The sequence below is a fragment of the Aestuariivirga sp. genome (assembly GCF_044238155.1).
In the GTDB taxonomy this organism is placed as follows: Bacteria; Pseudomonadota; Alphaproteobacteria; order Rhizobiales; family Aestuariivirgaceae; genus Aestuariivirga.
On sequence record NZ_JBIIDX010000005.1, the window covers coordinates 18,479 to 43,508 of the forward strand.

Below are 25,030 nucleotides of genomic sequence, written 5' to 3' on the forward strand. Positions count from 1 at the left end.
GTCAGGGGCCGCTGCTGTCGTCGCGACGACAAAGCAAGAGGCGCAACCCCTACCGGTCGGTGCGCATGAGCTCAACCCGGCGGTTCAGGGCGCGACCTTGCAACGTCTTGTTCGAGGCAACGGGATCAGCGGCGCCGGCACCCGCCACTTCCAGCCGCGCCGGGCTGATACCACGCTTGACCAGCGCCTTCTTGAGCGACTCGGCGCGCGCCAGCGAGAGTTTCTGGTTGTATGCCGCATTGCCGATCGAGTCCGTATGGCCCGTGATGCGCAAGGTCCACAGGGGGTTGTTCTTCAGCGTGAGGGCCATATCGGCGATCAGACGATCCGATTCGGCGCGGATCGAAGACTTGTCAAAGTCGAAATGAACGCCATAGGTGCGGAACTTTCGGACAGTCGCGAGGGCCTGTTCCATCTCGCCGCGAAGCGGAACACCGGCCACGGCCCGCACCACGCGTTCCGTGCGTGGCACGTTCTCACCGCTGAAATTCAGGCTGTATTCAAGCAGGATCGGATTGTTCTTGTCGTTGAGAAAGGTGAAAGTGCCACTTGCATTTTTCGAGCGGCCCTTGAACTGGCCAGTCGCCGTCAGGGCGGGCACCTGGGTCACCTCATTGCCCAGCTGCAATTCGAACTTGGCTTTGGGATCAACCAGCTTGAGCTGGCCATCCACCCGGTTCAGCGCTGCATCATAGATGATGGAAAGCGGCGCACCGCCTGTGCTGCGCAATTGCTCCAGAACCGCGGCAGAAATGCCCAGTGTGGTCGTTTCTGGCATCACCAGGGGCATTTTGGAGTTGTAACCGAGAACCAGAACCCGAGCGCCCACACGGTCGGGAACGAGAATGCGGCGCACGGCGCGCATTCCGCGCGAACTGGAGTAGTTGATGTCGAATGTCTCGGTTCCGACCTTGGCAAAGTTGATCCATGATTCGGCATCCGGCCCATAGGCATTCCCCCAGGCCGTAGTGATCGTGCCTCCCTCATTCGGCATGAAAGGCCCGAGGCCCTGCTGGGCGGACGCATCGCCAAGAGTCAGGGCCAGGAGCCCTGCCGCCAGGGCTATTTTCATAAAACTACGCATCGAAATCTTCCCCTCGTTTGATTTGGCTGTCGGTGGATCATGCTACCTCAGGGCGGGGCAGTTGCCCAGTCAATGCCGTTGAGCCCCATCTGGAAACCAAGGTCATAGAGCGCTCGCATATAGGCTTGGTCAAACGGCGCAGGCTCCCTCATCGTGAAGCTGTCAGGAATCCATTTGACACGGAAAGCAATGTCATCACGCTGGGCGTTGGTGTACATGCGGTAAAGATCACCGATGCCCTGGGTCTTGATGAGCGTGCTGATTGATCGTGAAACGATCGACGCGACACGGGGCTTCACCTGGCTGAATTCCGGCGTGACCTTGCCATTGCGGATCACAAAGAGCTGGCGCTTGATCTTTCCGCGATTGAACTTCCGGTCGCCCTCCTTGACCGAGAATCCGGAGGGGAACAGAAAGGCCTGGTTGCTCGTTCCACCATCGACATGCATCTCGTCAAAGGTTTGGCCATCAGCCACCACCTTGATCTTGACCGGGGGAAATACGCCAGGCACCGAAGCGGATGCAACGAGAATATCCTGGATCAACTCCCGGCTTCCGGAAACGCCACTCGCGGCGATGGCGCCAATGTCCCACACCACGGGGCGCCCGGCATCGAGATTTGTGGTGCCGACCAGCAGGCGGCGGCCACGCTTGTGTTCACGCGCGATATCAGCAACCATCTGTTCCGTGACATAAAGCGACACCAATTTGCGCAAAGGCGAGTTATCAGCCACCGCGTCGGCGCCAACGATGCTGAAGATAGCCCGTTTCCTGAACACGTCCTCTCCGGAAATCTCAGTGTAGGCTTCGGTCAAGTAACGGTCGTAGGGTGGCCCAAGGAAAGCGAACGTCCCGATCAGAGCACCGGTACTTATCCCGGTCACCACGACAAATTCAGGCCTGGTGCCGGCCTTCGTCCAGCCGGTCAGCAATCCTGCGCCAAAAGCGCCATTGCTTCCACCGCCGGAGATGGCAAGAAAGCTGCGTTCCTGAGACGTGATGCCAGCCGCTTTCTGCTGTGCCATCACCTCTGCCACCACACTGGGCGTTATGGCTTCGCTGCTATCACCCCAAAAGCGAATATGGCTGTAGCCCGGAACCAGACTGCTGTTCACCAGCGGCTCTGGCACCGGCGAGCGCAAGGATTCCACCGTCGGACCAGCGCAACCGGCAAGAGACAGGCCAAACAGGCCCAGCATGAAGATCGCATATAATTTCAATTTGGTGCTCATACCTCTTGTGCAAGCTGTATAGCGCTCCGGCATCAATCTTGGAAACAACAAGCTCTGCCACTGCCGGCGATGCTGGCAGCATCGGCTTCAAGACGTCAGGCCCCGGAACACAGAGTTGCCATGATCGTGGAACAGAACAACCGGGACCGAAATCGATTTCTGTCCAAGGCCAAAAAGTATGAGGAGTGTAGCCATGACCATCCGTCTGACAGCTGTCTTGCTTGCAGTTTCCGCAGGCCTTCTTTCAGCAGGCCCGAGCCTTGCCGACCGGTCGGCAGCCGATCAGGCCCTCTACAAGAAGGCCATGAAGGACTGTAACGGACCGAGCTATCCCTGTGGCGCGAGACCCCTCATCAATTATTCAGGCGGTTGGTATCGCTGCGTTGAGCCGCGCTCCTGCCGTTGACCCCGGCACAAGGCGATCATCTCGCAGGCGTGATGACGCACCGGAACGACGGCCTGCCCTGATCAGCCTCGCTTGGGCGGGTGCCAGCGGCGGCGCGATCTCTGTCCGCCGCCCGATTCGCCCTGCCCGGCTTGATTCCTGCCGACCCCTTGTGAAGGCAAGGTTCCGTCTGGCTGGCGCTCCGCATTGCCAGTTGCCGGCTTTGGCGGCTCCTTCAACACAATGCTTCGCCCCATCATCGGTGGGGCTTTGATCTTTGTATTGAATTGCCCACTGCCTTGTGCGCAGCGCCTCAAATTGCTACCTAAAATATAAGTCGCGGCAAGATGGAGGTTACATCATGACATTACGACTCTCGTCCTGGGCAATTGCCTGTGTGCTGCCTCTGGCCATGGCTGGTGCCGTCATGGCCGGTCAGCGCTCGCCTGCTGACCAGGCGCTCTATGAGAAAGCCCTGCAGGATTGCAACAGTCCGAAGTGGCCAAATGGCGCGAGGCCCTTGATCAACTATGCTGGTGGCTGGTACCGCTGTGTGGAACCGCGCACCAAGTAAGCCACCGGAGCAGAATGCCAGCACCATTCACGCCGCTCGTTGACTCGCTTCCATCATCCGTTCCCTTCGTCGGGCCTGAGGCGCTTGAGCGCAGAACCGGGATCAGCTTCCGGGCGCGGATCGGCGCCAATGAAAGCGTGTTTGGACCCTCGCCAAAGGTGGCAGATGCCATGCGGGGCGCAGCCACCGAGATGTGGCAGTACTGCGACCCCGAGAATCATCAGTTGCGGTGTGCCTTGGCCGATCACCTTGGAATTGAACCCGCCAATGTGATGGTCGGAGAAGGCATAGACGGCTTGTTTGGCTACGCCGTGCGGATGTTCGTGGAGCCAGGCGTGGCAGTCGCTACATCGCGCGGCGCCTATCCCACCTTCAATTTTCATGTGCAGGGCTATGGCGGGCGGCTCGTGATGACGCCCTATGTCAACGACCGCGAGGATCCGGCCTCGCTGCTGGCGCTGGCCAGAGAGGAACGCGCGCGGCTCATCTATTTTGCCAACCCGGACAACCCCATGGGCGGCTGGTGGGATGCCGGCGCCGTGACCGGCATGATCGATGCTTTACCGGACGGCGCCGTGCTGATGCTGGACGAGGCCTATGGCGAATTTGCACCGCCCGGCACGTTGCCGCCGATTGACGTATCCAACCCGCGGGTGCTTCGGTTCCGCACATTTTCCAAAGCCTACGGCCTTGCCGGCATGCGGCTTGGCTACTGCATCGGCCATGCCAGTGTGATCGGAGCCTTCGACAAGATCCGCAACCACTTCGGCATAAGCCGCATGGCACAGATCGCTGGCGTGGCGGCACTGACAGATCAGGCGCATCTGAACGGCGTTGTCGCGCAGGTGGCCGCGGCGCGCGAAGCGATCACACGGATTGCCCACGACAATCACCTCAGGCCGCTGCCGTCGGCTACAAATTTCGTTGCCGTCGATCTCGGTCGCGATGGTGACTATGCCCGCAGCACACTGGAGGCACTTGGCCGGGCTGGAGTGTTCGTGCGCATGCCAGGGGTTGCGCCACTCAATCGTGCAATCCGCATAACGGCGGGCCGGCCAGAAGACCTGCGCATCCTTGCCGCCGAACTGCCCAGGGCACTGCAGTCCAGCGCATAAGGTTCTTGGCAGGACGAGTTGCACGGTTCCGAACTGCTCTACGGAGATATGACCCGTACCATTGCAGGCCTGCAGACACATGTTTTAAGTGTACTTATGACGAAGAAGGAACGCGGTGGTTGCAGACATGCCTGAGGTCTCGCAGGAGCGCCGGACAAGACGGCAGGGGGTGGCATTGCGGATTGCAAATGCCATGCGAGGAGTCGGTGCAACAGGCCTTGGGCTGGCCGCCAGTCTGGCGGCGGCCGCAGCAGCGCCTGCCGGTAGCAGTTGGTTCGACGACTGGGTGAAGGGGTCGTCGGCGCTCGGCAACTGGGGTGGCCAGCGCCAGACACTCGAGGATTCCGGATTATCTTTCAGCGGTTTCAGTGTCACGGCCCTGCTCGGCAATACGTCCGGCGGCACACGCCAGTCATGGGCACCGGCCAATTCGACAATGGCAGCCATGAATGTCGACTTCGGCAAGATGCTTGGCTGGACCGGCTTTCTGATCCACGCCGAGGGCTGGCTGGCCGGTGGCAGTGACATGTCCACCACTGGACGGATCGACAATCTCTTCAATGTCGCTTCAGCCTATACAACCGATGGTGCCTATCTGGGACAGCTCTACGCCCAGCAAAAGCTGTTCGACGACAAGCTTCAACTTCAGCTCGGCCGCATGTCGACAGCCAACAATTTCGCTGAACTGCCTGTTGTTGCCAACTATGCCAGCATGGCAATGAACTCCGTCCCGCTCAACCTTCCACTCAACACCGTGCCATTCACCAGTTATCCGTCAACCCAGCGGGCCGCTGTTGCAACGCTTGTCCCTATGCCGGAGTTCAAATTCACCACGGGCGTCTATAGCGCCGACGAAAAGGACTCCGAACTGAAGGGAACAGGTGGCATCGACTTCAACATTGATCTGAGCGATGGCATGATGGTGATCGGCCAGATCACGTACCTTCATCAGCAAGCCAAGAACGACAGTGGATTGCCCGGAACCTACTTTCTTGGCGCCTTCTATGCGAGTGACAGCTATTCACGGCTTGATGGCAAGGGTGGCAGCGGCCCCAAACATCTCGAAACTGGAAACTATGGTTTCTACGTGATGGGACAGCAGATGGTCTATCGTGAAGGTGGTGCTGGAAGCTCGCAGGGCATGACGTCATGGCTCTCACTCACCCTTCAACCTGATGAGAGCATCAACCAGATGCCATTGATGCTGGCCGGAGGCGCATCCTACGAGGGCCTGTTTCCTGGCCGTCCGGCTGACACGACGGCATTTGCCGTGTACTACGGCAAGCTCAGCAACGACATCGAGAACACGACGGCGGAAACCGTGTTCGAGCTAAATCATACCTTCTGGGCCACGCCCTGGCTCGGCATCACACCGGACTTCCAGTACATCCTTGACCCCAATGGCGACACCAACCGGGCGGACGTGGTGGTGATCGGCGGACAACTGATGGTCAATTTCTAGAGCAAGAACCAATCAGACTGACACAGCGCCGTTTGGTCGTGGCGGCGAGCAGGTCGGGAACAGTCCCCGCCAGATCTCGCCGCCAGGTCCCAGTTCGGGAACAGGCTTATTTTTTCGCTAGCTTCGCAGCGATTTCTGCCACATGCCGGCCCTGGAAGCGCGCGCCATCAAGCTCATGCTGAGCTGGCTGGCGGCTGCCATCGGCAGCGGTGATGGTCGTCGCACCGTAGGGCGAGCCGCCGCGGATCTCATCAACCCCCGACTGCCCCGCCCAGCTGTAGGGTAGACCAACGACCACCATGCCGTGATGCAGCATGGTCGGAATGAAGCCCAGAAGGGTTGATTCCTGGCCACCGTGCTGGGTCGCTGATGAGGTCATGGCTGAGCCAACCTTGCCTGCCAACGCCTGCTTGGCCCACAGCGACCCGGTCTGATCGATGAAATTGCGCATCTGCGCGGCCATCGTACCGTAACGCGTGCCGCAGCCAAAAATGATTGCATCATAGTTGGCTAGCTCTTCAGGCTTGGCAATCGGTGCCTTCTGGTCGAGCTTCATCCAGGCGGCCTTGGCGACATCCTCCGGAACGAGCTCCGGAACACGCTTCACATCCACCTGGGCACCTGCCTGCTGAGCACCTTCGGCAGCCGCATAGGCCATCTGCTCCATGTGGCCCCAGGCCGAATAGTAAAGCACGAGAACTTTGGTCATGTCGTCTTCCTTTCATGTTGCGTATTGATGAGAGCGTTGAGATCGAGGCGTTCGGTCACCATGGCGAGGCTCCCGTCCGGGTTGCGTGGCCATTGCTCCTGCGGCTTGTCCCAATAGAGTTCGATGCCGTTGAAATCTGGGTCGTGAAGATAGAGCGCCTCCGATACGCCATGGTCGGATGCGCCATCAAGCGGAACCTGATGGGCGACAAGCCGCTTCAGCGCATCCGCGAGGTCGGCCCGAGAAGGGTAAAGAATTGCGAGATGGAACAGCCCTGTCGTGCCCGGTGGTGGAGGCGAGCCTCCGTCACTCTCCCAGGTGTTCAGGCCAATGTGATGATGATAGCCTCCAGCCGAAACGAGCGCAGCCTGGCGCCCATAGCGTTGCTGCAACTCAAACCCGAGCACCCCGCAGTAAAAATCAAGGGCCCTTTGCAGATTGGCGACCTTCAGATGCACGTGACCGATGCGTGTGGCCGATGGAATGGGAGGCAAGGACGTCATCGGGATTGACCTTTATGTAACTTTTTTCGTTACCGATATAGGTAGAACTGGCCGCCACTGCAAGCCCCATCCTGTAATTGCCTTGTAAAGCGGTGGATGAGCGCGGCCCAAGCTTGAATTCAACCTGGGCTTTCCGCAAAACGGAACAAATTCGAGAGGAGACACGCCATGTCCGGGCCAGAACTGCCGAAGTCACTTGTCGTTGTCGCCCATCCACTCATCCTGCACAAGCTGACGCTGATGCGGGACAAGAACACGCCATCGGCAGTTTTCCGCCAGCTTCTGCGCGAGATCAGCCTGCTGCTCGCCTATGAGGTGGCTCGCAACCTGCCGATTACCACCCAAACCATCGAAACGCCCCTCGCGCAAATGGAAGCGCCCATCCTGAAGGGCAAGAAACTGGTGATCGTATCGATCCTGCGCGCGGGCAACGGCCTGCTTGAAGGCATGCTTGACCTCATGCCCTCCGCGCGGGTTGGCCATATCGGCCTCTACCGTGACCCCAAGACACTGCAGCCGGTGGAATACTATTTCAAGGTTCCCTCAGACATCGACGAGCGCCCCGTCATCGTGGTGGACCCGATGCTGGCAACCGGCAACTCGGTCGCCTATGCCATCAAGAAGCTGAAGGAGCGCGGCGCACGCGATGTGCGCCTCGTCTGCCTGCTCTCCGCGCCAGAGGGCATCAGGCGGGTGGCGGCGGAACACCCTGACGTGCCGATCTACACTGCTGCCGTGGACAGCCACCTCAACGACCATGGCTACATCGTGCCAGGCCTTGGTGATGCGGGCGACCGCATGTTCGGAACCAAATAAACCGTTAACCATGGACGCCGCCAGCACGGGCTCCACACCAATTGCAAACCATTGATCACTAGCCTCATCGCTTTGTGGGTGGGTTAGAGTAATGATGACGCAAGCGGCAGAACGGCCTGCAATTGCAGAGCCCAGATCAACAAGGTTGCAAGGACCAGACGGCCGCCGCCCGCGCCTGCTGCTGGCCGAGGACTATGAGCCCGTGCGAATCGTCACGGCTGCCATTCTCACTGGCATGGGATGCGACGTCGACACCGCCATTCACGGCGAACAAGCAGTCCGGCGCGCCTCAGAAGACAGCTTTGACGTGATTGTGCTCGACATCGAAATGCCGGTCATGGATGGAATCACTGCAGCCCGGTCCATCCGCAACCTTCCCGGCAGAGCCGCCACAACACCTCTGATGGCACTGTCTGCCTTTCTTGCTGATTCAGACCGTATTGGCGGATGGCATGACACATTCGACATCGCGCTCGCGAAGCCGGCCGGCCGGGCCGAATTGTTCAATGCGCTTCAGGCTGCCCTGTCCTGCCCGCAGCAGGCCCGTACACGGCCAGACGGCCCATGCTCGGAACCGACCCCGTCACCTCATCCGGCTGACGACTGATCTGTCCGCTCCCGTGGCTTGACCGGCAGTCCGGATTCGAGCGACTGGAGCATGTGAAGGAATTCGCGAAGCTCCGGGCTTAACGCTGGCGCACGCTTTCCCGTCTGCAACTGCGGTGACCCCTCAACTGGCATGGTAATCGACCTTCCTGGCCATCGTCTGCGAAGCACACTCGCGCCGTTGCCTTAAGAAGAACCTAACCGGGCCTGACCGCCGCCCGCCACGGCACCACAAGACTCGCAAGAGTTCGCAAGGCAGTCAGGCCGGTGAATGAGATCACACCGGCGCGGCGAGAGCCTCGGCAGCCAGCCAGCGGTCAATGACTGCCGCCGTCTGTTCCGGATATTCGAGGGAAGGAAGGTGTCCACAGTCGGGCAGTTCGGCATAGCTTCCCCGCGGCACCGCCGCCGCCATGCGGCGGCCATCGGCAGCCGGCGCAAAGCGATCATGCGCACCCCACAGCATCAGCGCGGGGCATTTGACCTCAGCAAGACGTGGCCACAGGTCGCCTCGTTGCGCGAGTGCGTCAGACTGGCGGATCATCGCATCTGGGCCAACGCGCGCACACATGGCAATGAAACCATCTCGCGCTGCCGAGCCGTTCGGTCCAGCCGGATGGGCGATCATTGCCGCCATCTCGGCGGCAACCTGCGCCGCCTCTCCGGCCCGCAGGCGTTGCGAACGACGCAATCCGGCTGGCCGATCGGCAACCGGTCCGGCGCTTGCGCCGATGACGATGAGGCCAGACACACGCGCAGGCGCTGCCAGCGCCGTTTCGAGGGCAACGCGTCCTCCAAAGGACGTGCCAAGAACAACAAAGCTGTCAGGCGCTTGAGCCAGCACCTGATCCACACACAAGCCAAACGTGCTGCCATCAACCAGGAGCGTCGTCGACAGGACGTTGCAGGGAAGACGCGAGGCCACTCCTGAATAGAGGGCCTCGTCACAGCCAAAGGCGGGGATCATCACAAGCTCTGTCATGCTCCCCCGCCGCTGGTCAGGACCGGATCATTCGCCCTGTGGGGCAGCCTCGCCGTTAGCAGCCTCTTCAGCAGCCTGCTTCTTCGAGAGATCCTCTCCGGTTGCCTGATCAACCTGCTTCATCGACAGCCGCACCTTGCCGCGATTGTCGAAGCCAAGCAACTTGACCTTCACCGCATCACCTTCATTCACAACATCGGTGACCTTGGCGACACGACGTGACGCAAGCTCCGAGACGTGAACGAGACCATCACGCGCGCCGAAGAAGTTCACAAAGGCGCCGAACTCGACAACCTTCACGACCTTGCCGTCATAGATTTCGCCCACCTCCGGCTCGGAGACGATCGACTTGATCCACTTGACCGCCGCCTCTATGGACGCGCCAGACGAGGAAGCGACTTTCACTGTGCCATCGTCCTGGATGTCGATCTTGGCGCCAGTCTTCTCGACGATCTCACGGATTACCTTGCCGCCTGTTCCGATCACTTCACGGATCTTGTCGGTGGGGATCTTCATGGTTTCAATGCGCGGCGCATGCTCGCCGAGAGAAGCGCGCGCACCCGTCAGCGCCTCTGCCATCTTGCCCAGAATGTGTAAGCGGCCATCCTTGGCCTGCCACAGCGCAACCTTCATGATCTCCTCGGTGATCCCGGTGATCTTGATGTCCATCTGCAGCGAGGTGATGCCCTCGGCGGTTCCGGCCACCTTGAAGTCCATGTCGCCCAGATGATCCTCGTCACCAAGGATGTCGGAGAGCACTGCGAAACGCTCACCCTCCTTGATCAGGCCCATGGCGATGCCGGCACAAGGCGCCTTCAGCGGCACGCCCGCATCCATAAGCGAGAGAGAAGAGCCGCACACCGTGGCCATCGAGGACGAGCCATTCGACTCGGTGATCTCAGAGACCACGCGGATGGTATAGGGGAACTGGTCCTGCGCGGGCAGCAGCGGGTGGATAGCCCGCCAGGCGAGCTTGCCGTGGCCGATTTCGCGGCGGCCAGTGGCTCCCATGCGGCCCGTCTCACCCACCGAGAAGGGCGGGAAGTTGTAGTGCAGCATGAAGGTACCCTTGGTGGTGCCATCGAGCGAGTCGATGTACTGCTCGTCCTCGCCGGTGCCGAGGGTCGTCACCACCAGCGCCTGCGTCTCGCCACGGGTAAACAGCGCGGAACCATGTGTGCGTGGCAACACGCTGGCCTCGGCGATGATTGGGCGCACCGTCCTGGTGTCGCGGCCGTCGATGCGGCGGCCGGTGTCCAGAATGCTGTTGCGCACCACATCCTTCTCGAGATGCTTGAAGGCCTCGCCGATCTTGTTGGCCGGCGGCGCATCGGGCTTGTCCTCGCCTGTGAGCGCAGCCATCACCTTGTCCTTGGCCTTGGCAACGGCCTCATGACGCTCTTCCTTCTTCGGAATCGCATAGGCCGCGCGTACGTCAGCCTCGGCAATCGCCTTGACCTTGTTGTAGAGCGTCTCCTCGTCAGGCGGCGTGAAGTCACGTGGGCTGCGCGCCGAGCGCTCGGCGAGACGGATGATCGCCTCGATCACCGGCTGAAAACCACGATGGCCGAACATGACGGCGCCGAGCATGATTTCTTCGGTGAGTTCGCTGGCTTCCGATTCAACCATCAGGACGGCATCCTGGGTGCCCGCCACCACGAGATCGAGCGCCGAGAGCTTCTGCTGCTCGATCGTCGGGTTCAGCACATATTCGCCGTTGATGTAACCAACGCGCGCGGCGCCGATCGGCCCCATGAACGGAATGCCCGACAGGGTGAGCGCGGCGGAAGACGCGACCATCGCCAGAATGTCGGTGTCGTTCTCGAGGTCGTAGGAGAGAACCGTGGCGATCACCTGCGTCTCGTTGCGGAAGCCCTCAACGAACAGCGGACGGATCGGCCGGTCGATCAGGCGCGAGATCAGCGTTTCGCGCTCTGTCGGGCGGCCTTCACGCTTGAAATAGCCACCCGGAATCTTGCCGGCGGCATAGGTCTTTTCCTGATAGTTGACGGTGAGAGGGAAGAAGTCGATCCCGGGCTTGGCCGAGCGCTCGGCAACGGCAGTGGCGAGAACCGTGGTTTCGCCCAGCGAGGCGAACACGGCGCCATCGGCCTGACGGGCCACGCGGCCGGTTTCGAGACGCAGCTTATGGCCGCCCCATTCGAGTTCTTCGACGTCGATATTGAACATTGTAAATTTCCTTTTGCCCTTCGCCGCCGCTTGAAAACGCGTTCACCACCACTCTGGGCAGCATCCCCTATGGGCATGTCGGACTCCGGCCCCATTGCCGGAGTCGCTTGTTGGGGACGCGGGCGGCAGGTCGGTGATCCGCCCGCTCGTCAAATTTTCCCGGGAACCGCTTAGCGGCGGATCTCGAGACGCTTGATGAGCGCCTGGTAGCGCTGATCGTCAATGCGCTTCAGATAGTCGAGAAGCGAACGGCGCTTGCTCACCATGGTCAGAAGACCGCGACGAGAGTGATTATCCTTCTTGTGCGCCTTGAAGTGCTCGGTGAGATAGTTGATGCGCTCGGTGAGCAGCGCCACCTGGACCTCGGGCGAACCCGTGTCTCCCGGCTTGGTGGCGTATTCCTTCACGAGAGCGCTCTTGCGCTCGGCTGTCATGGTCATTCGGCCATCTCCAAATGGTTACAGGTTGAACAAACGCTTCGGATTGAGCATTCCCTGGCTGACCTGGCCCATGCCGACAGGGCTTCCCCCGCTCGTCACCAGAACCACATCTTCCGCGATGGGAGCGTTCGCACCTCTGAGCAGGACGGTCTGTCCCAGTCTCAGGCGCCGGGCCTGATCCGCGTCGACGGCCAGTGCCGGGATGCCGTCCAGCACGGTCTCGATCGGGAGCAGAGCCCCAGTTATAGCGTCTCCGCCGGGGGCCTTATGGCTGAGTTCCTCAAGCTTTTCCAGAGAAATCATGTGGGTTTCGGCGAATGGCCCGACCGCAACCCGGCGAAGCACGCTGACATGGGCCGCGGTTCCGAGCGCCCGGCCCATATCCCGGGCGAGGGACCGGATGTAAGTGCCCTTGCCGCAAACCACCTCGAAACTCGCTGCGTCCGGCCCGGCTGCCCCCACGAGATGCAGCGCCTCGATCTGCACAGGCCGGGGAGCGAGTTCCGGAGCTTCCCCCGCCCGCGCCAGGTCGTAGGCCCGTTCACCCGCCACCCTGATGGCGGAAAAGGCGGGTGGAGCCTGCAGGATCTCACCCGTGAAGCGAGCAAGTACGGCCGTGATTTCCGCAACGGAAGGGCGCATCTGCGAGCGCCGCGTTACTTCACCCTCAAGGTCGTCGGTGCTGCGCTCCTCGCCCCAGCTGGCGGTAAAACGATAGACTTTGCGGCCGTCCATCGCGAAGGGCACGGTCTTGGTGGCCTCGCCCAGCGCGATGGGCAGCAGCCCGGAGGCCAGCGGATCCAGCGTACCGCCATGGCCGGCCTTTTCGGCGTTGAACAGCCAGCGCACCTTGCCCACGGCCTGCGTCGAAGTCATGCCATAGGGCTTGTCGAGGGCAATCCAGCCGTGAACGGGAGTGCGTTGCTTTTTCATACTCGGTGACAGCGTCATGCCGGAAAGGGCTGGCCCAGGAGCGGGTTCACTTCTTCTCAAGATCCCGGGCCACTTCAGGGCTGCTCAGCAATTCGTCGATCTTGCTGGCATAGTCGAGCGCGGTATCCAGCCGATAGCGGATCTCCGGCATGAACTTCATGTCGAGCTTCGGCGCCACAAGGCCGCGAATATAGCGCCTGTTGCGGTTGAGCGCATCGAGCAGCGCCTGCCCACCGCCCCCGCTCAGGGTTCGCACATAGGCCGTGGCGATCTTCAGATCCGGCGAAATCTGCACCTCGACAACCGTGGGGCTAAGCTGCTCGAGTTCGGGGTCGCCTGATTCGCCACGCAGGAATATATCCGCCAGCGCATGACGGATGAGTTCGCCTGCACGCAACTGGCGTTGGGACGGTGCATTGCCTCTGCTCATGTCTCAAGCTCAGTCCAGTGTACGCTGGACCTTTTCCACCCGGAAACACTCGATGACGTCGCCAGCGCGGATGTCCTGATAGTTTTCGAAAGCCATGCCGCACTCCTGGCCCACCGGCACCTCCTTCACCTCATCCTTGAAGCGCTTGAGGGTGGAGAGCGTGCCTTCGTGGATCACGACATTGTCGCGGATCAGTCGCACCTTGGCGCCACGCTGCACATTGCCTTCGGTCACCTGACAGCCTGCAACCTTGCCGACCTTGGTGATGTTGAACACCTCGAGTATTCGCGCATTGCCGAGGAAGGTTTCGCGCAATTCCGGGGCGAGCTTGCCGGCCATCGCCTGCTTGATGTCGTCAACAAGGTCATAGATGATGTTGTAGTAGCGGATCTCGATGCCAGACCGCTCTGCCGCATCGCGCGCCTGCGTCGAGGCTCGAACGTTGAAGCCAAGCACGACCGCCCTCGAGGCCTCGGCGAGGCCCACATCTGACTCATTGATGCCGCCAACGCCATAATGGATGACGCGCGCCCTGATCTCGGCATTGCCGATCTTTTCCAGCGCCTGCACGATCGCCTCTGCAGAGCCCTGCACGTCGGCCTTCACGAGGATCGGGAACTCCTTGACGTTGCCATCCTTCATTGCCGACATCATCTGCTCAAGCGAGGACCGCGCCGCAGCGGCGCCACGGGTCTCACGGCGCTTCCTCTCGCGATACTCCGTCACCTCGCGTGCGCGCGCCTCATTCGACACCACGTCGAACTGATCGCCCGCCTCGGGCGCCGAATTGAGGCCAAGCACCTCAACCGGGGTTGATGGACCCGCTTCCTTGACCTGCTGGCCCTTGTCGTTGACGAGCGCTCGCACCCGTCCCCAGGCAGAACCGGCGACAAAGATGTCTCCAAGCTTCAGCGTGCCACGCTGGACGAGAACCGTTGCAACCGGCCCGCGGCCCTTGTCGAGCTGGGCTTCCACCACCATGCCGCCTGCCTCACGGTCGGGATTGGCCTTGAGGTCAAGCACCTCTGCCTGCAACAGAATGACTTCCAGCAATCGGTCGAGATTGGTGCCCTTCAGGGCCGAAACCTCAACCTCGAGCGTGTCGCCGCCCATGCTTTCCACGACGATCTCGTATTTCAGCAGCTCGTTGCGCACACGCACCGGATTGGCTGCAGGCTTGTCGATCTTGTTGATTGCCACGATGATGGGCACGTCGGCTGCGCGCGCATGACTGATGGCTTCAACCGTCTGAGGCATAACGCCATCATCGGCCGCCACCACGAGGATCACGATATCCGTCGCCTTGGCGCCACGCGCACGCATCGACGTGAAGGCCTCATGGCCGGGCGTGTCGATGAAGGTGACGATGCCGTTGGGCGTGTCGACCTGGTAGGCGCCGATGTGCTGGGTGATGCCACCGGCCTCTCCGGCCACGACATTGGTCTTGCGCAACGCGTCCAGCAGCGAGGTCTTGCCATGGTCGACGTGGCCCATGATGGTCACGATGGGCGGGCGGGCCCGCAGTTGCTCAGGCGCGTCGGTATCGCCGGACAGGCCTTCGACCACGTCGGCTTCGGACACGCGCTTGACCTTGTGTCCCATTTCCTCGGCAATGAGCTGGGCGGTATCGGCATCGATCACGTCGTTGATCGTATGCATCTGACCCTGCTTCATCAGGAACTTTATGATATCCACCGCGCGCTCGGCCATGCGGTTGGCCAGTTCCTGAATGGTGATGGCCTCAGGAATGGTCACCTCGCGGCTCACCTTTTCGGTGGGCATCTGGAAACCCTGAGACTGCTTCTTCAGTCGCTCGGTGCGGCGGCGGAAAGCGGCGACCGAGCGGCTGCGCTCTTCGTCTTCATTCAAGGCATTGACGACAGACAGGCGCCCACGGCGCTTTTCGGCCTCGCCCTTGGTGCGCACCGGAACTGGTGCCTTGATCTCACGCTTCACCGCACCCAGGCCAACACGGCGCGGCGATTCCTCTTCGTCATCGACACCCCGACGCACGGCGCCGGGCGCAGCCTTGCCCGACAGCGGCTTCACCGGCGCGGTGGCTGGGGTCACGACATTTGGCTGACCGGAACGAGGCGCCAACTTGCGGGCCGCCTCCTCAGCCTTGCGCCGGGCCTCTTCTTCAGCACGGTGACGCGCTTCTTCTTCAGACTTCCGGCGCGCAGCTGCCTCACGGTCCCTGCGATCATCTTCATCTTGTTCAGCGCGGCGGCGGGCTTCCTCTTCCTGGCGCTTGCGATCTTCCGCCTCGCGCACGCGGGCGCCAGCGAGAGCACGGTCGCGCGCTTCCTTTTCCTCGGCCGTGAGCGTGCGCAGCACCACGCCGGAGCGTGGCGCTGGGGGCTGGGACTTCGCAGCGGGAGCAGCCGCCGCTGGCTGAGCTGTAGCGGCCGGCGCAGCGGCACGCTGCTGCGGCTGGAAGGTTGGCTTGGTCTCCGCGGGCTTGTCGTCACCAAAACGCTTGCGCTTGGTTTCAACCACTACGGTTTTCGAGCGCCCGGCGCCGAAGCTCTGCCGGACCTTGCTCTGCTCGACCGAAGGCCGCTTCAGGGTCAAGGTGCCGCCGCCGGAACGGCTGGCTTCGGGCTTTCGGTCTTTATCGTTGCTATCAGTCATCTTTTCTCTTCGGGTCCTCGGGGGCCACGGCTGTGAGGCCCTCATACATCTCGTTCCGGCGCACTGCGGCCGAGAGCTTTCCGGATAGAGCTCCCTTGGCCACGGCTGCATGTACCACATTTGGCCGGCCAAAAGCCAAATCCAATTCGCGCATTTCAAAAAACTGGCTTCGGGCCGTTCCCGGGCCCGCCAGCCTGTCAAGCTTCCGGCATCCGTCTGGTGCTGCTTCCCGGGCATGGAGCACCAGTCCTGCCCGGCCAGCGACCAGCATTTCCTCGACCTTTCCGAACCCAGACACAGCATCGCCGGCCTTGCGGGCGAGCGAGAGCAGCGCCACCGCCTGCTCGCGCAGAAGCCGGGCGACGAGTTCCGGCAAATCCGTAGGAACAGCTGTTTCAGCAGCGAAGCCGCGTGAAAACAGCTTCTTGCGCATGGCCTCGAGCAGCCCGGCGCGGCTCAGGCTCAGCCAAACACCCCGGCCTGGCAGCTTCCGGTTGACATCGGGCACCGCCACTCCATCCGGGCTGCGGACGAAGCGGAGGAGATCCGCCTCGTCCCTGACCTGGCGGGTAAGAATGCACATGCGGTCGGCCAAAGGCTGATCTGCCTGTGTATCTGGAGCGGTTACCGGGATCAGGCGGTCACCTCGCCGGCGTCAGACTCGTCAGAGGGCTCCACCGGAGCCTCGATCCAGCCCGCCCGGATGCGCGCCCGCATGATCAGGTCATTGGCATCCGCTGCCCCAACCTCAAGGTCGGAGAGTGCGCCCTTGTGCTTCACGGCGCCGCCCGGCTTGCGCTCGGTCCATCCGATCAGTTCGTCGGTGGCACAACCCGCAAGATCCTCAATCGACTTGATGCCTGCTTCGCCCAGCGCCACCAGCATAGCCGGCGCAAGACCTTCGATCTCCTTGAGTTCGTCCTTGACGCCAAGCGCCACACGACGCGCATCGAGCTCTGCCGCCTGTCGCTCCAGGAACTCCCGTGCACGGTTCTGGAGTTCATCTGCAGTCTGTTCGTCGAGCCCTTCGATCGAGGCAATCTCGCGCAGATCGACATAGGCCACTTCCTCGACGTTGGCGAAGCCTTCGGAGGCGAGAAGCTGGGCCAGCGTCTCGTCCACATCAAGCGCACTGACGAACAGCTCGGTCCTGGCAGCGAACTCCTTCTGCCGCCGCTCCGATTCCTCGGCTTCCGTCATGATGTCGATATCCCAGCCGGTGAGCTGGGAGGCAAGACGCACATTCTGGCCGCGCCGCCCGATGGCAAGCGACAGTTGCTCATCCGGCACCACAACCTCGATTCGTTCGGTTTCCTCGTCGAGCACGACCTTTGTGACCTCGGCAGGCGCCAGCGCATTGACGACGAAGGAGGCCACGTCCTGCGTCCACTGGATGATGTCTATCTTCTCACCCTGGAGTTCGTTGACCACCGCCTGCACACGGCTGCCCCGCATACCGACGCAGGCGCCCACCGGATCGATCGAACTGTCTTTCGAACGAACAGCGATCTTTGCCCGGCTGCCAGGATCGCGGGCCACCGCCACGACCTCAACCACGCCATCATAGATTTCCGGCACTTCCTGGCCAAACAGCCGCGCCATGAATTCAGGATGCGTCCGCGACAGGAAGATCTGTGGCCCCCGCTGCTCGCGGCGCACGTCATAGACGTAGGCGCGCACCCGGTCGCCGGGGCGGAACACTTCGCGCGGCAGCGACTCGTCACGACGGATGATGCCCTCGCCGCGGCCGAGATCGACGATTACATTGCCGTATTCGACGCGCTTCACCGAACCATGGACGATTTCGCCGATGCGGTCCTTGAATTCGGCATACATGCGGTCACGCTCAGCATCGCGCACCTTCTGCACAATCACCTGCTTGGCATTCTGGGCGGCAATGCGGCCAAACTCAATGGGCGGAAGGGATTCGGCAATTTGGTCGCCAATGCTGGCAGCAGGGTTGCGACGCTGCGCATCGCCCAGGCTGATCTGTGTCGCCTCATTGTCAACGGTCTCGACAACCAGCAGGAGGCGCTGCAGCCGGGTTTCACCCGTGCGCGGATCAATCTCCGCAACGATTTCATTCTCAGCGCCATAGCGGGCCTTTGCAGCCTTCTGAATCGCTTCCTCCATCGCATGGAGCACGACCGACTTGTCGATCGACTTCTCACGTGCCACCGCATCGGCAATCTGCAGAAGCTCCAGCCGGTTTGCGCTCACGCCATAATCAGCCATTTGGTTCGTTCCTCTCTTGCGAAATCTGGTCTTCGTCAATCTCGGCGCCGTCGCCATACCCCTTCTGGGGAAGACGGCCGCGCGCATCGGCAATCAACCGGTCGGTCAGCACGAGTTTGGCCTCCGCAATATCCGCGAAGGGAACGCCGACCAGCACCGGGTCTTTCGACGCACCTTCCGGATTTTCAATGAAAAGGCGAACCTCGCCGGCTTCATATCCTTCCAGCGTACCCCTGAACCGCTTACGGCCGGCCGCTGCCACAGCCATCTCGATCTTCACCTCGTGACCAGCCCAGGCTTCGAAATCCGAGGGCCGCACCAGCGGACGGTCGATTCCGGGCGAAGACACCTCGAGGTGGTAGCGAGCCGGAATCACATCCTCGACATCCAGGATCGGCGAAATGGCACGGCTCACCGCTTCACAGTCATCGATGGAGAACGTGCCGTCGGGCCGCTCCGCCATGATCTGCAAAGTCGGCCCGCTCATCCGCACCCGCACCAGCCGAAACCCCATGCTCGCCAGAACGGGTTCGGCAAGCGCCGCCACCCGCTGGGCAGGACCGGTCTCACGGGCCAGTCTGGTTTCGGTCTCGGTCGTCATCGGAGCCTTTCAGGCAACAAAAAAAGCGGGCCCCGGATCGGGACCCACTCGCGATCTCCACTTTCGTGGCTATGAGAGTGAACCTAAGTTGCCATGTTCTATAGCCCAGAGCGCGCGGTTTGGCAAGGCCCAGGCACTCAAGTCCTGCGGCGGAAAGTCAGGTAGGCTGACGACCGTCCCTCACGCCGGGCCTTGGCCTCGTAGCGGGTTTCTATCCAGTTTTCGAAGGGCTGGGCGGGATCACCCTCTAGGGCGAAGCCACCATGCGCTGTCACATGGTCGCGCGTCCAGTCGATATAGTCGGCAATATCGCTGGCGAACAGGAACAGGCCATCCGGAACCAGGAGACGGTGAATGTGGGCAAGCGTCTCCGCCGACACGAAGCGCCGCTTATTGTGACGTGCCTTCGGCCAGGGGTCCGGATAAAGGAGGTAGACCCGGTCCAGCGACGATGCCGGAAGGGCCTCAAGCAGCGGCCGCGCGTCGGCGTCATGAATTCGGACATTGCTCAGTGCGCCGGCTTCGATCAGTGCCAAAGCCTTTGCCACTCCATTGACGAAGGGCTCAGCCCCAATGAACCCGACATCCCGGTGCAGCGCGGCTTGATGTGCCAAATGTTCCCCGCCACCGAAGCCAATTTCCAGCCAGCGCCGCTCTCCGAGCCCGGACAATGGATCCGCAAGCGATATACGCAGTTGCGGCAGCACCGTGTCCATCAGGCTCAAATGATGACGGCGCAAGGATTTTCCCTTGCGCCGCCCGTAGAACTGAAATCGTTTCTCGCCGCTAATCACTTCACCGCGGCTTTGAGCGCCTTGACGAGATCGGTCTTCTCCCAGGAGAAGCCACCGTCCTTCTCGGCCGCGCGGCCGAAATGGCCATAGGCCGAGGTACGTGCATAGATCGGACGGTTGAGCTTGAGATGAGTGCGGATGCCTCGCGGGCTCAAATCCATGACCTTGGCCAAGGCTTTTTCAAGCTTCGCTTCGGATACCTTTCCCGTCCCGTGGGTGTCGACATAGATCGACAGGGGCTGGGCGACGCCGATGGCATAGGAAAGCTGGATGGTGCAGCGCCGGGCCAGCCCGGCTGCCACGACGTTCTTGGCAAGATAGCGCGCCGCATAGGCCGCCGACCGGTCAACCTTGGTGGGGTCCTTGCCCGAGAAGGCGCCGCCGCCATGGGGCGCCGCCCCGCCATATGTGTCGACGATGATCTTTCGTCCGGTGAGGCCCGTGTCGCCATCCGGGCCGCCAATGAAGAACTTGCCCGTCGGATTGACGTGCCAAACGGTATTTTTCGTGATCCAGCCCCTGGGCAGCGCCTTTTCAACGTAAGGCTTCACGATCTTAAGCACATCCTTCGACGACAGGCGCTCGATGGTATGCTGGTGCGAGACCACGATCTGGCTCGCACCGACTGGCTTTCCATTCCTGTAAATGACACTGACCTGGCTCTTGGAATCGGGCCCGAGCGCCTTTGCCTTGCCGCTGTGGCGAGCATCTGCAAGTAATTTCAATATCTTGTGAGAGTAGTAGATCGGTGCCGGCATCAATTCGGGAGTTTCGTCGCAGGCATAGCCGAACATGATGCCCTGGTCGCCTGCACCCTCCTCTTTCTTCTCGCCCGTATCCACGCCCTGAGCAATGTCGGCCGACTGGCTGTGGAGGAGGACAACGATCTTGGCCTTCTTCCAGTGGAAGCCGGACTGCTCATAGCCGATTTCGCGGATGGCCTTGCGGGCGGCGGCTTCGATCTTGGCCTTGGTGACGGACGCCGGACCACGGGTCTCACCGGCAATGACCACATAGTTGGTGGTTGCCAGCGTTTCGCAGGCTACACGCACCTGCCAGGGGTCGAACCCCTGCTTCAGCGCCTCACGGTAGAACAGATCAACGATTTCATCGGAGATCCGGTCGCACACCTTGTCGGGGTGACCTTCTGAAACCGATTCACTGGTGAACACATAGTTCTTCTGCGGCATCTGACTGCTGAGCCCCTTCCAACAATTCGCGCGCCTTTTGGCAGCACTGCCGTTGCCGGTCAAGCGGGGGACAGGCGCGGAGGCCGGACGAGGACGCCGGATTATTCCTTGGTTTCGGCGATCACCCGGGCAATGGTCGAGATGAGCTTGCGCTTGTTGACGCTGTCCGCGTCACGGAAGGCCTTGGCCAGCGTGACACCCTCGATATTCATCAAGGCAGACAGCACGGCATCTTCCTCGCGCGCCTCGCCCATTCCGCCATGCTCCTCACCGCCCGGCAGCTCATCGAAAAAGAACTGCACCGGAACCCCCAGTATCTTGGAGGTGAAATAGAGGCGGCTGGCGCTGATTCGGTTGGCGCCTTTCTCATATTTCTGAACCTGCTGGAAGGTAATGCCCAGCAATTCGCCCAGCCTCTCCTGGCTCATGCCAATGAGCTGGCGCCGCATGCGGATTCTGCTCCCAACATGCGCATCGACAAAATTCGGATCGCGTCTTGTCATTTCTTCCTCAGACCTGATGCCCCCCGGTCTGACGCCTGATAATGCACCAGGTTTGCCGGCAACGGCAATGCCCGCATGCGTCAGGCCGAATCGGTTTAATATACCTGATCACATCGCGCAATTGCTTTTGAAGCAAGACCCGTGCGCGATGCTGGAAATGTCGAGAACAGGGTGAATCTCAGGCCGGCCGACGCAGAGCAAGGGCGCTTGCCAATGACGCCACCACGAGCAGCAGCATGAGACCGTCACCCCATCGGCCGTAGGGGGTCGAGGCGAGTGCCACGGGAAGGCCCGAATCGAGGACACCCGTCTGCATCAGCGGCAGCAGCCTCAATCTGCGGCCATGCGAATCGATAACCGCTGAAATGCCTGTGTTTGCAGCACGAATCACTGGCAGGCCCTGTTCGATGGCCCTCAGTCGTGCCTGGGCAAGATGCTGGTAAGGCCCTACCGACCGGCCGAACCAGCCGTCATTGGTTACGTTGATCAGGGCTGATGGCCGCGGCCCATCACCCAACAGACCGCCCGGGAAGATCACCTCGTAGCAAATCAGCATCGCCGCGGTGATCCCGCCCGGCAATGCAATGGTTTGCGGACCCGTACCGGCCCTGAAATCACCCGGCGTCTCAACCACCCGGCGGAAGCCGAGGGGCTCCAGTAGCCAGCCGAGCGGCAGGAATTCGCCGCCAGGCACAAGCCGCCACTTGTCATAGCGCGCCACGGGCTCAGCCTTGCCATCAAAGACGACGATGCTGTTGTAAACGGCTGGCTCGGGCTGGGCGCTGCGGTCGAGGCGGATGGCGCCGGTAATCAGAGCCGTGCGCCCACCAAGCAGGGGGGCAAGCTCGGCCCGCGCCACCTCGCTCTCGTCAATCAGGAAGGGAACAGCCGACTCCGGCCAGACGAGATGAGTGACACCGGCAACGCCCTGTGGCCGTTCGATCGTTGGCGCAGCTGATAGCCGGAGCAGATCCTCAAAGATAGCCCGGGCATTGTCTTCGCGCCATTTCTGTTCCTGCGGCACGTTGGGCTGCACGATGCGGAAGGCGATGCCCGGCACCATGTCATCCGAGGCCGCCGCGAGCCGAAGTTCACCCCATGTCCAGGCAAAGGGCAGGAGCGCAGCCAGCATCAGCGCCATCCAGCGCCCGCCCCGGGCATGATCTGCCAGCAGAACATATGCAAGCGACGACCAGAGCACGATGGCAAGTGTCAGGCCGGTCATGCCGACGACCGCGGCGATCTGCGCCAGCCCGCCCATTGTCTCTGCGATCAGGCCAGGGACTGCCCAGGGGAAGCCGGTGAACAGATGTCCGCGCAACCACTCCGCCACAGCGAGCAGTCCCGAAAAGCCAAGCGCCAGTGACAGGCCATCGGCACACAGACGGCGGGCCAGCGCAGCAGCCAGGCCCCAATACAGCGCCATTCCTCCTGCCAGTATCCCCAGCATGAACGGCATCATCCAGAGATAGGTTTCCGCCTCAATCAGGAAGGCAAAGGCTATCCAGTGAAATGCGAAGCCGAAGTAGCCAAGCCCAAACAGCCAGCCAAGACCAAACGAACCCCACATGCCGAAGCGCTGCCGCTGCGCCAGCAGAAAGAGAAACAACGAAAATCCAATCGCGGCAAGTGGCCAGCCACCGAGCGGCGGAAGTCCCAGGGCCGCTGCCACGCCAGACGACAGGCACAGGACCCCGCGCCATGGCGCAGAGAGGCCCGACAACCGTTCAGCCAATCGAATCATCAGCCGAGGACTATAGGAGGCCAGGCTTTTCTCTGATAGATTTCCATTCATTCCGGGAGAATACCCATGAACGACAGGTCATCGGCCGGACAGAGTGCCAACCCCACGCTGCTCATCGAACATATTCCTTTCGACACCGACCTGGGCATTGCCAGCCGCGCCCGCATCGGGCTTCTTGTACTCGCCACTGACTTTACCATCGAGCACGAATGGCGCGCCATGCTGGCAGGCCTTACCGGTGTGGCGCTCTATCAGAGCCGCATTCTCAACGACAATCAGATCACGCCAGAAACGCTGCGTGCGATGGAACCGAGGATTGCGGCGGCCACTGATGTCATATTGCCAGGGACCGAACTTGACGTGGTGGCCTATGGCTGCACCTCGGCGTCGATGGCGATCGGGGAAGAGAAGGTGTTCGAGCGCATCCGCTCCGTCAGGCCTCAGGTGAAGTGCACGACGCCGATCACTGCAGCCTTTGCAGCGTTTCATGCACTGAAGGCACGGCGCATCGGCGTCCTCACACCATACCGCGCAGACGTGAACCGGATTGTTGCAGATTACATTGCCGCCCGCGGCTTCATCGTTCCGGTGTTTGGCTCCTTCAACGAGGCTGATGATGGCAAGGTGGCGCGCATCACGCCCGGCTCGGTGCGGCGCGGCGTGCAAACCATTCTCGCGCAGTCCCCGGTGGATGCGGTGTTCGTCTCCTGCACATCTGTGCGGCTTGCCGAGGCAGCCCGGGCAATTGAAACGGAGACCGGCGTTCCAATCACCTCGTCCAACCACGCCATGGCCTGGCATGCCCTGCGACTGGCGGGTGTGAATGATGTACTGCCGCAGTGGGGCAGGCTGTTCGAGACGCAGACTGCCTGAGGCTGCACGCTACCAAGACATGAAAAAGGCGGGGATTGCTCCCCGCCTTTCTGATTTCAATAGCCATTCTTGGCCTTACTTGGCGATGCAGGTATCCGCCGTTTCGGGCGTGCAGACATCAAGGCCGGTGTAGGTCGGGTCGGCAGGAGCCGCCTTGCCATCCTTCATGTCGCGCAGCGCATTCATGGTCTTGAAGCCCATCTCAAACGGGCGCTGACCAACCTGGCCAAGCGACAGGCCCTCCTTCATCTGCTCGATCTGCACCGGCAGCGTGTCGGCAACCACGAGGGCCAGCGACTTGGAGGCGATCTTGTCCTTGTACTTGCCGACCGCCGCGCGGTTGGCATCCGGCAGGAACTGCGGGAAGCCGCCTGTTGGCACGAAGGCGTCGAGGTTGGGGTTGGCGGCCATGAAGTCCTCGAACTGCTGCACCGACTTCGGGAAGTCGTCATCGGTGTAGAGCGGGCAGCCTTCGGCCTCGGTCCAGCCACCCTGACCGGTCAGCCTGTCGCCGGGCGAGGCAGCAGACTTGGCGCCAGAGAGCTCGTCACGGATACCCTGCATGCGCTCGTTGTGGTTGGCAGCCGCAGCGCCACCAGACTGGATGCAGATCGTGCCGCCGTTCGGCTTGATCGTCTTGACCAGCTTGGCGAGGTTGGTGCCGATCTCATAGTTGTGCGTGCCGATATAGGCGACGCGGAGATCCTTGTTCTCGGGCAGCAGATCCGAGTCCCAGGTGAGCACCGGGATGCCCGCTTCCTTGGCGGCCTGCAGTGCAACGACGATGGCGGCCGCATTGGACGGCGACACGGCGATGCCGTCGACCTTCTTGGCTACCAGATCCTGCACGATGGCGACCTGCTCGTCGCCGCCGCCATGTTCACCGGGGCCAATGTAAAGGCACTCGAATGCGCCACCGGACTCTGCCTCAGCCTTCTTGCAGCCATCACGGGCCTGGTCGAAGAACGGATTGTTCATGTTCTTCGGAACCAGCG

Annotated in this window: 25 protein-coding genes; 7 read left to right on the plus strand and 18 right to left on the minus strand. The window is 61.5% G+C overall.

What is annotated here, in order from left to right:
- Positions 1-49: 49 nt before the first annotated feature.
- Entirely contained in the window at positions 50-1,084 is a 1,035-nt protein-coding gene (locus ACILRN_RS01145; protein WP_395684757.1) for an OmpA family protein, read from the minus strand.
- Between the two features lie 47 nt (positions 1,085-1,131).
- Entirely contained in the window at positions 1,132-2,316 is a 1,185-nt protein-coding gene (locus ACILRN_RS01150) for a patatin-like phospholipase family protein (protein ID WP_395684758.1), read from the minus strand.
- 193 nt (positions 2,317-2,509) lie between these two features.
- Here ACILRN_RS01150 and ACILRN_RS01155 point away from each other — a divergent pair, with 193 nt between their 5' ends.
- From ACILRN_RS01155 to ACILRN_RS01170, 4 genes are all read left to right on the plus strand, one after another.
- The gene (locus ACILRN_RS01155) at positions 2,510-2,722 is read left to right on the plus strand and encodes a hypothetical protein (protein ID WP_395684759.1); all 213 of its coding nucleotides are present in this window, start codon (positions 2,510-2,512) and stop codon (positions 2,720-2,722) included.
- A 340-nt stretch (positions 2,723-3,062) separates the two neighbouring features.
- Positions 3,063-3,275: a hypothetical protein gene (locus tag ACILRN_RS01160; protein ID WP_395684760.1), complete on the plus strand. Its 213-nt coding sequence runs from the start codon at positions 3,063-3,065 to the stop codon at positions 3,273-3,275.
- 14 nt (positions 3,276-3,289) lie between these two features.
- Entirely contained in the window at positions 3,290-4,390 is a 1,101-nt protein-coding gene (locus ACILRN_RS01165) for a pyridoxal phosphate-dependent aminotransferase (protein WP_395684761.1), read from the plus strand.
- A gap of 127 nt (positions 4,391-4,517) precedes the next feature.
- The gene (locus ACILRN_RS01170) at positions 4,518-5,852 is read left to right on the plus strand and encodes a carbohydrate porin (protein WP_395684762.1); all 1,335 of its coding nucleotides are present in this window, start codon (positions 4,518-4,520) and stop codon (positions 5,850-5,852) included.
- A gap of 106 nt (positions 5,853-5,958) precedes the next feature.
- Here the strand turns inward: ACILRN_RS01170 and wrbA are convergent, their stop codons facing one another.
- The gene (wrbA, locus tag ACILRN_RS01175) at positions 5,959-6,561 is read right to left on the minus strand and encodes an NAD(P)H:quinone oxidoreductase (protein ID WP_395684763.1); all 603 of its coding nucleotides are present in this window, start codon (positions 6,559-6,561) and stop codon (positions 5,959-5,961) included.
- The gene (locus ACILRN_RS01180) at positions 6,558-7,064 is read right to left on the minus strand and encodes a VOC family protein (protein WP_395684764.1); all 507 of its coding nucleotides are present in this window, start codon (positions 7,062-7,064) and stop codon (positions 6,558-6,560) included. The genes wrbA and ACILRN_RS01180 overlap by 4 nt, the downstream gene beginning before the upstream one ends.
- A gap of 168 nt (positions 7,065-7,232) precedes the next feature.
- Here ACILRN_RS01180 and upp point away from each other — a divergent pair, with 168 nt between their 5' ends.
- Complete coding sequence (gene upp, locus ACILRN_RS01185) at positions 7,233-7,880, plus strand: uracil phosphoribosyltransferase (RefSeq protein WP_395684765.1); 648 nt, start codon at positions 7,233-7,235, stop codon at positions 7,878-7,880.
- Positions 7,881-8,025: 145 nt separating this feature from the next.
- On the plus strand, positions 8,026-8,487 hold the full coding sequence (locus ACILRN_RS01190) for a response regulator (protein WP_395684766.1): 462 nt from the start codon (positions 8,026-8,028) through the stop codon (positions 8,485-8,487).
- A 276-nt stretch (positions 8,488-8,763) separates the two neighbouring features.
- On the opposite strand, the gene ACILRN_RS01195 is transcribed toward ACILRN_RS01190, so the two are convergent.
- The 13 genes from ACILRN_RS01195 to lnt form a co-directional block, all read right to left on the minus strand.
- Positions 8,764-9,468 carry an alpha/beta fold hydrolase gene (locus tag ACILRN_RS01195; RefSeq protein ID WP_395684767.1) on the minus strand — a complete coding sequence of 235 codons (705 nt, stop codon included), beginning with the start codon at positions 9,466-9,468 and terminating at the stop codon, positions 8,764-8,766.
- Positions 9,469-9,495: 27 nt separating this feature from the next.
- Positions 9,496-11,658 (minus strand): polyribonucleotide nucleotidyltransferase, encoded by a 2,163-nt coding sequence (pnp, locus tag ACILRN_RS01200; protein WP_395684768.1) that lies wholly within the window; start codon positions 11,656-11,658, stop codon positions 9,496-9,498.
- 170 nt (positions 11,659-11,828) lie between these two features.
- Entirely contained in the window at positions 11,829-12,098 is a 270-nt protein-coding gene (gene rpsO / locus ACILRN_RS01205) for a 30S ribosomal protein S15 (protein WP_395684769.1), read from the minus strand.
- Positions 12,099-12,116: 18 nt separating this feature from the next.
- Positions 12,117-13,031: a tRNA pseudouridine(55) synthase TruB gene (gene truB, locus ACILRN_RS01210; RefSeq protein ID WP_395684770.1), complete on the minus strand. Its 915-nt coding sequence runs from the start codon at positions 13,029-13,031 to the stop codon at positions 12,117-12,119.
- Positions 13,032-13,077: 46 nt separating this feature from the next.
- Complete coding sequence (gene rbfA / locus ACILRN_RS01215; RefSeq protein WP_395684771.1) at positions 13,078-13,461, minus strand: 30S ribosome-binding factor RbfA; 384 nt, start codon at positions 13,459-13,461, stop codon at positions 13,078-13,080.
- A gap of 9 nt (positions 13,462-13,470) precedes the next feature.
- Positions 13,471-16,095: a translation initiation factor IF-2 gene (infB, locus tag ACILRN_RS01220; protein WP_395684772.1), complete on the minus strand. Its 2,625-nt coding sequence runs from the start codon at positions 16,093-16,095 to the stop codon at positions 13,471-13,473.
- Complete coding sequence (locus tag ACILRN_RS01225; protein ID WP_395684781.1) at positions 16,088-16,732, minus strand: RNA-binding protein; 645 nt, start codon at positions 16,730-16,732, stop codon at positions 16,088-16,090. The genes infB and ACILRN_RS01225 overlap by 8 nt, the downstream gene beginning before the upstream one ends.
- On the minus strand, positions 16,729-18,330 hold the full coding sequence (nusA, locus tag ACILRN_RS01230) for a transcription termination factor NusA (protein ID WP_395684773.1): 1,602 nt from the start codon (positions 18,328-18,330) through the stop codon (positions 16,729-16,731). The genes ACILRN_RS01225 and nusA overlap by 4 nt, the downstream gene beginning before the upstream one ends.
- The gene (gene rimP, locus ACILRN_RS01235; RefSeq protein ID WP_395684774.1) at positions 18,323-18,931 is read right to left on the minus strand and encodes a ribosome maturation factor RimP; all 609 of its coding nucleotides are present in this window, start codon (positions 18,929-18,931) and stop codon (positions 18,323-18,325) included. The genes nusA and rimP overlap by 8 nt, the downstream gene beginning before the upstream one ends.
- Positions 18,932-19,068: 137 nt before the next feature.
- Positions 19,069-19,647: a tRNA (guanine(46)-N(7))-methyltransferase TrmB gene (locus ACILRN_RS01240; RefSeq protein WP_395684782.1), complete on the minus strand. Its 579-nt coding sequence runs from the start codon at positions 19,645-19,647 to the stop codon at positions 19,069-19,071.
- 74 nt (positions 19,648-19,721) lie between these two features.
- Positions 19,722-20,915 (minus strand): methionine adenosyltransferase, encoded by a 1,194-nt coding sequence (metK, locus tag ACILRN_RS01245; protein ID WP_395684775.1) that lies wholly within the window; start codon positions 20,913-20,915, stop codon positions 19,722-19,724.
- A 101-nt stretch (positions 20,916-21,016) separates the two neighbouring features.
- Complete coding sequence (locus tag ACILRN_RS01250; RefSeq protein ID WP_395684776.1) at positions 21,017-21,418, minus strand: helix-turn-helix domain-containing protein; 402 nt, start codon at positions 21,416-21,418, stop codon at positions 21,017-21,019.
- Positions 21,419-21,596: 178 nt separating this feature from the next.
- Entirely contained in the window at positions 21,597-23,153 is a 1,557-nt protein-coding gene (lnt, locus tag ACILRN_RS01255) for an apolipoprotein N-acyltransferase (protein WP_395684777.1), read from the minus strand.
- Between the two features lie 75 nt (positions 23,154-23,228).
- Here lnt and ACILRN_RS01260 point away from each other — a divergent pair, with 75 nt between their 5' ends.
- Positions 23,229-24,035 (plus strand): Asp/Glu racemase, encoded by an 807-nt coding sequence (locus ACILRN_RS01260; RefSeq protein ID WP_395684778.1) that lies wholly within the window; start codon positions 23,229-23,231, stop codon positions 24,033-24,035.
- 75 nt (positions 24,036-24,110) lie between these two features.
- Here ACILRN_RS01260 and ACILRN_RS01265 read toward each other — a convergent pair.
- On the minus strand, positions 24,111-25,030 hold a 920-nt coding region (locus ACILRN_RS01265), incomplete at its 5' end, for a sugar-binding protein (protein ID WP_395684779.1).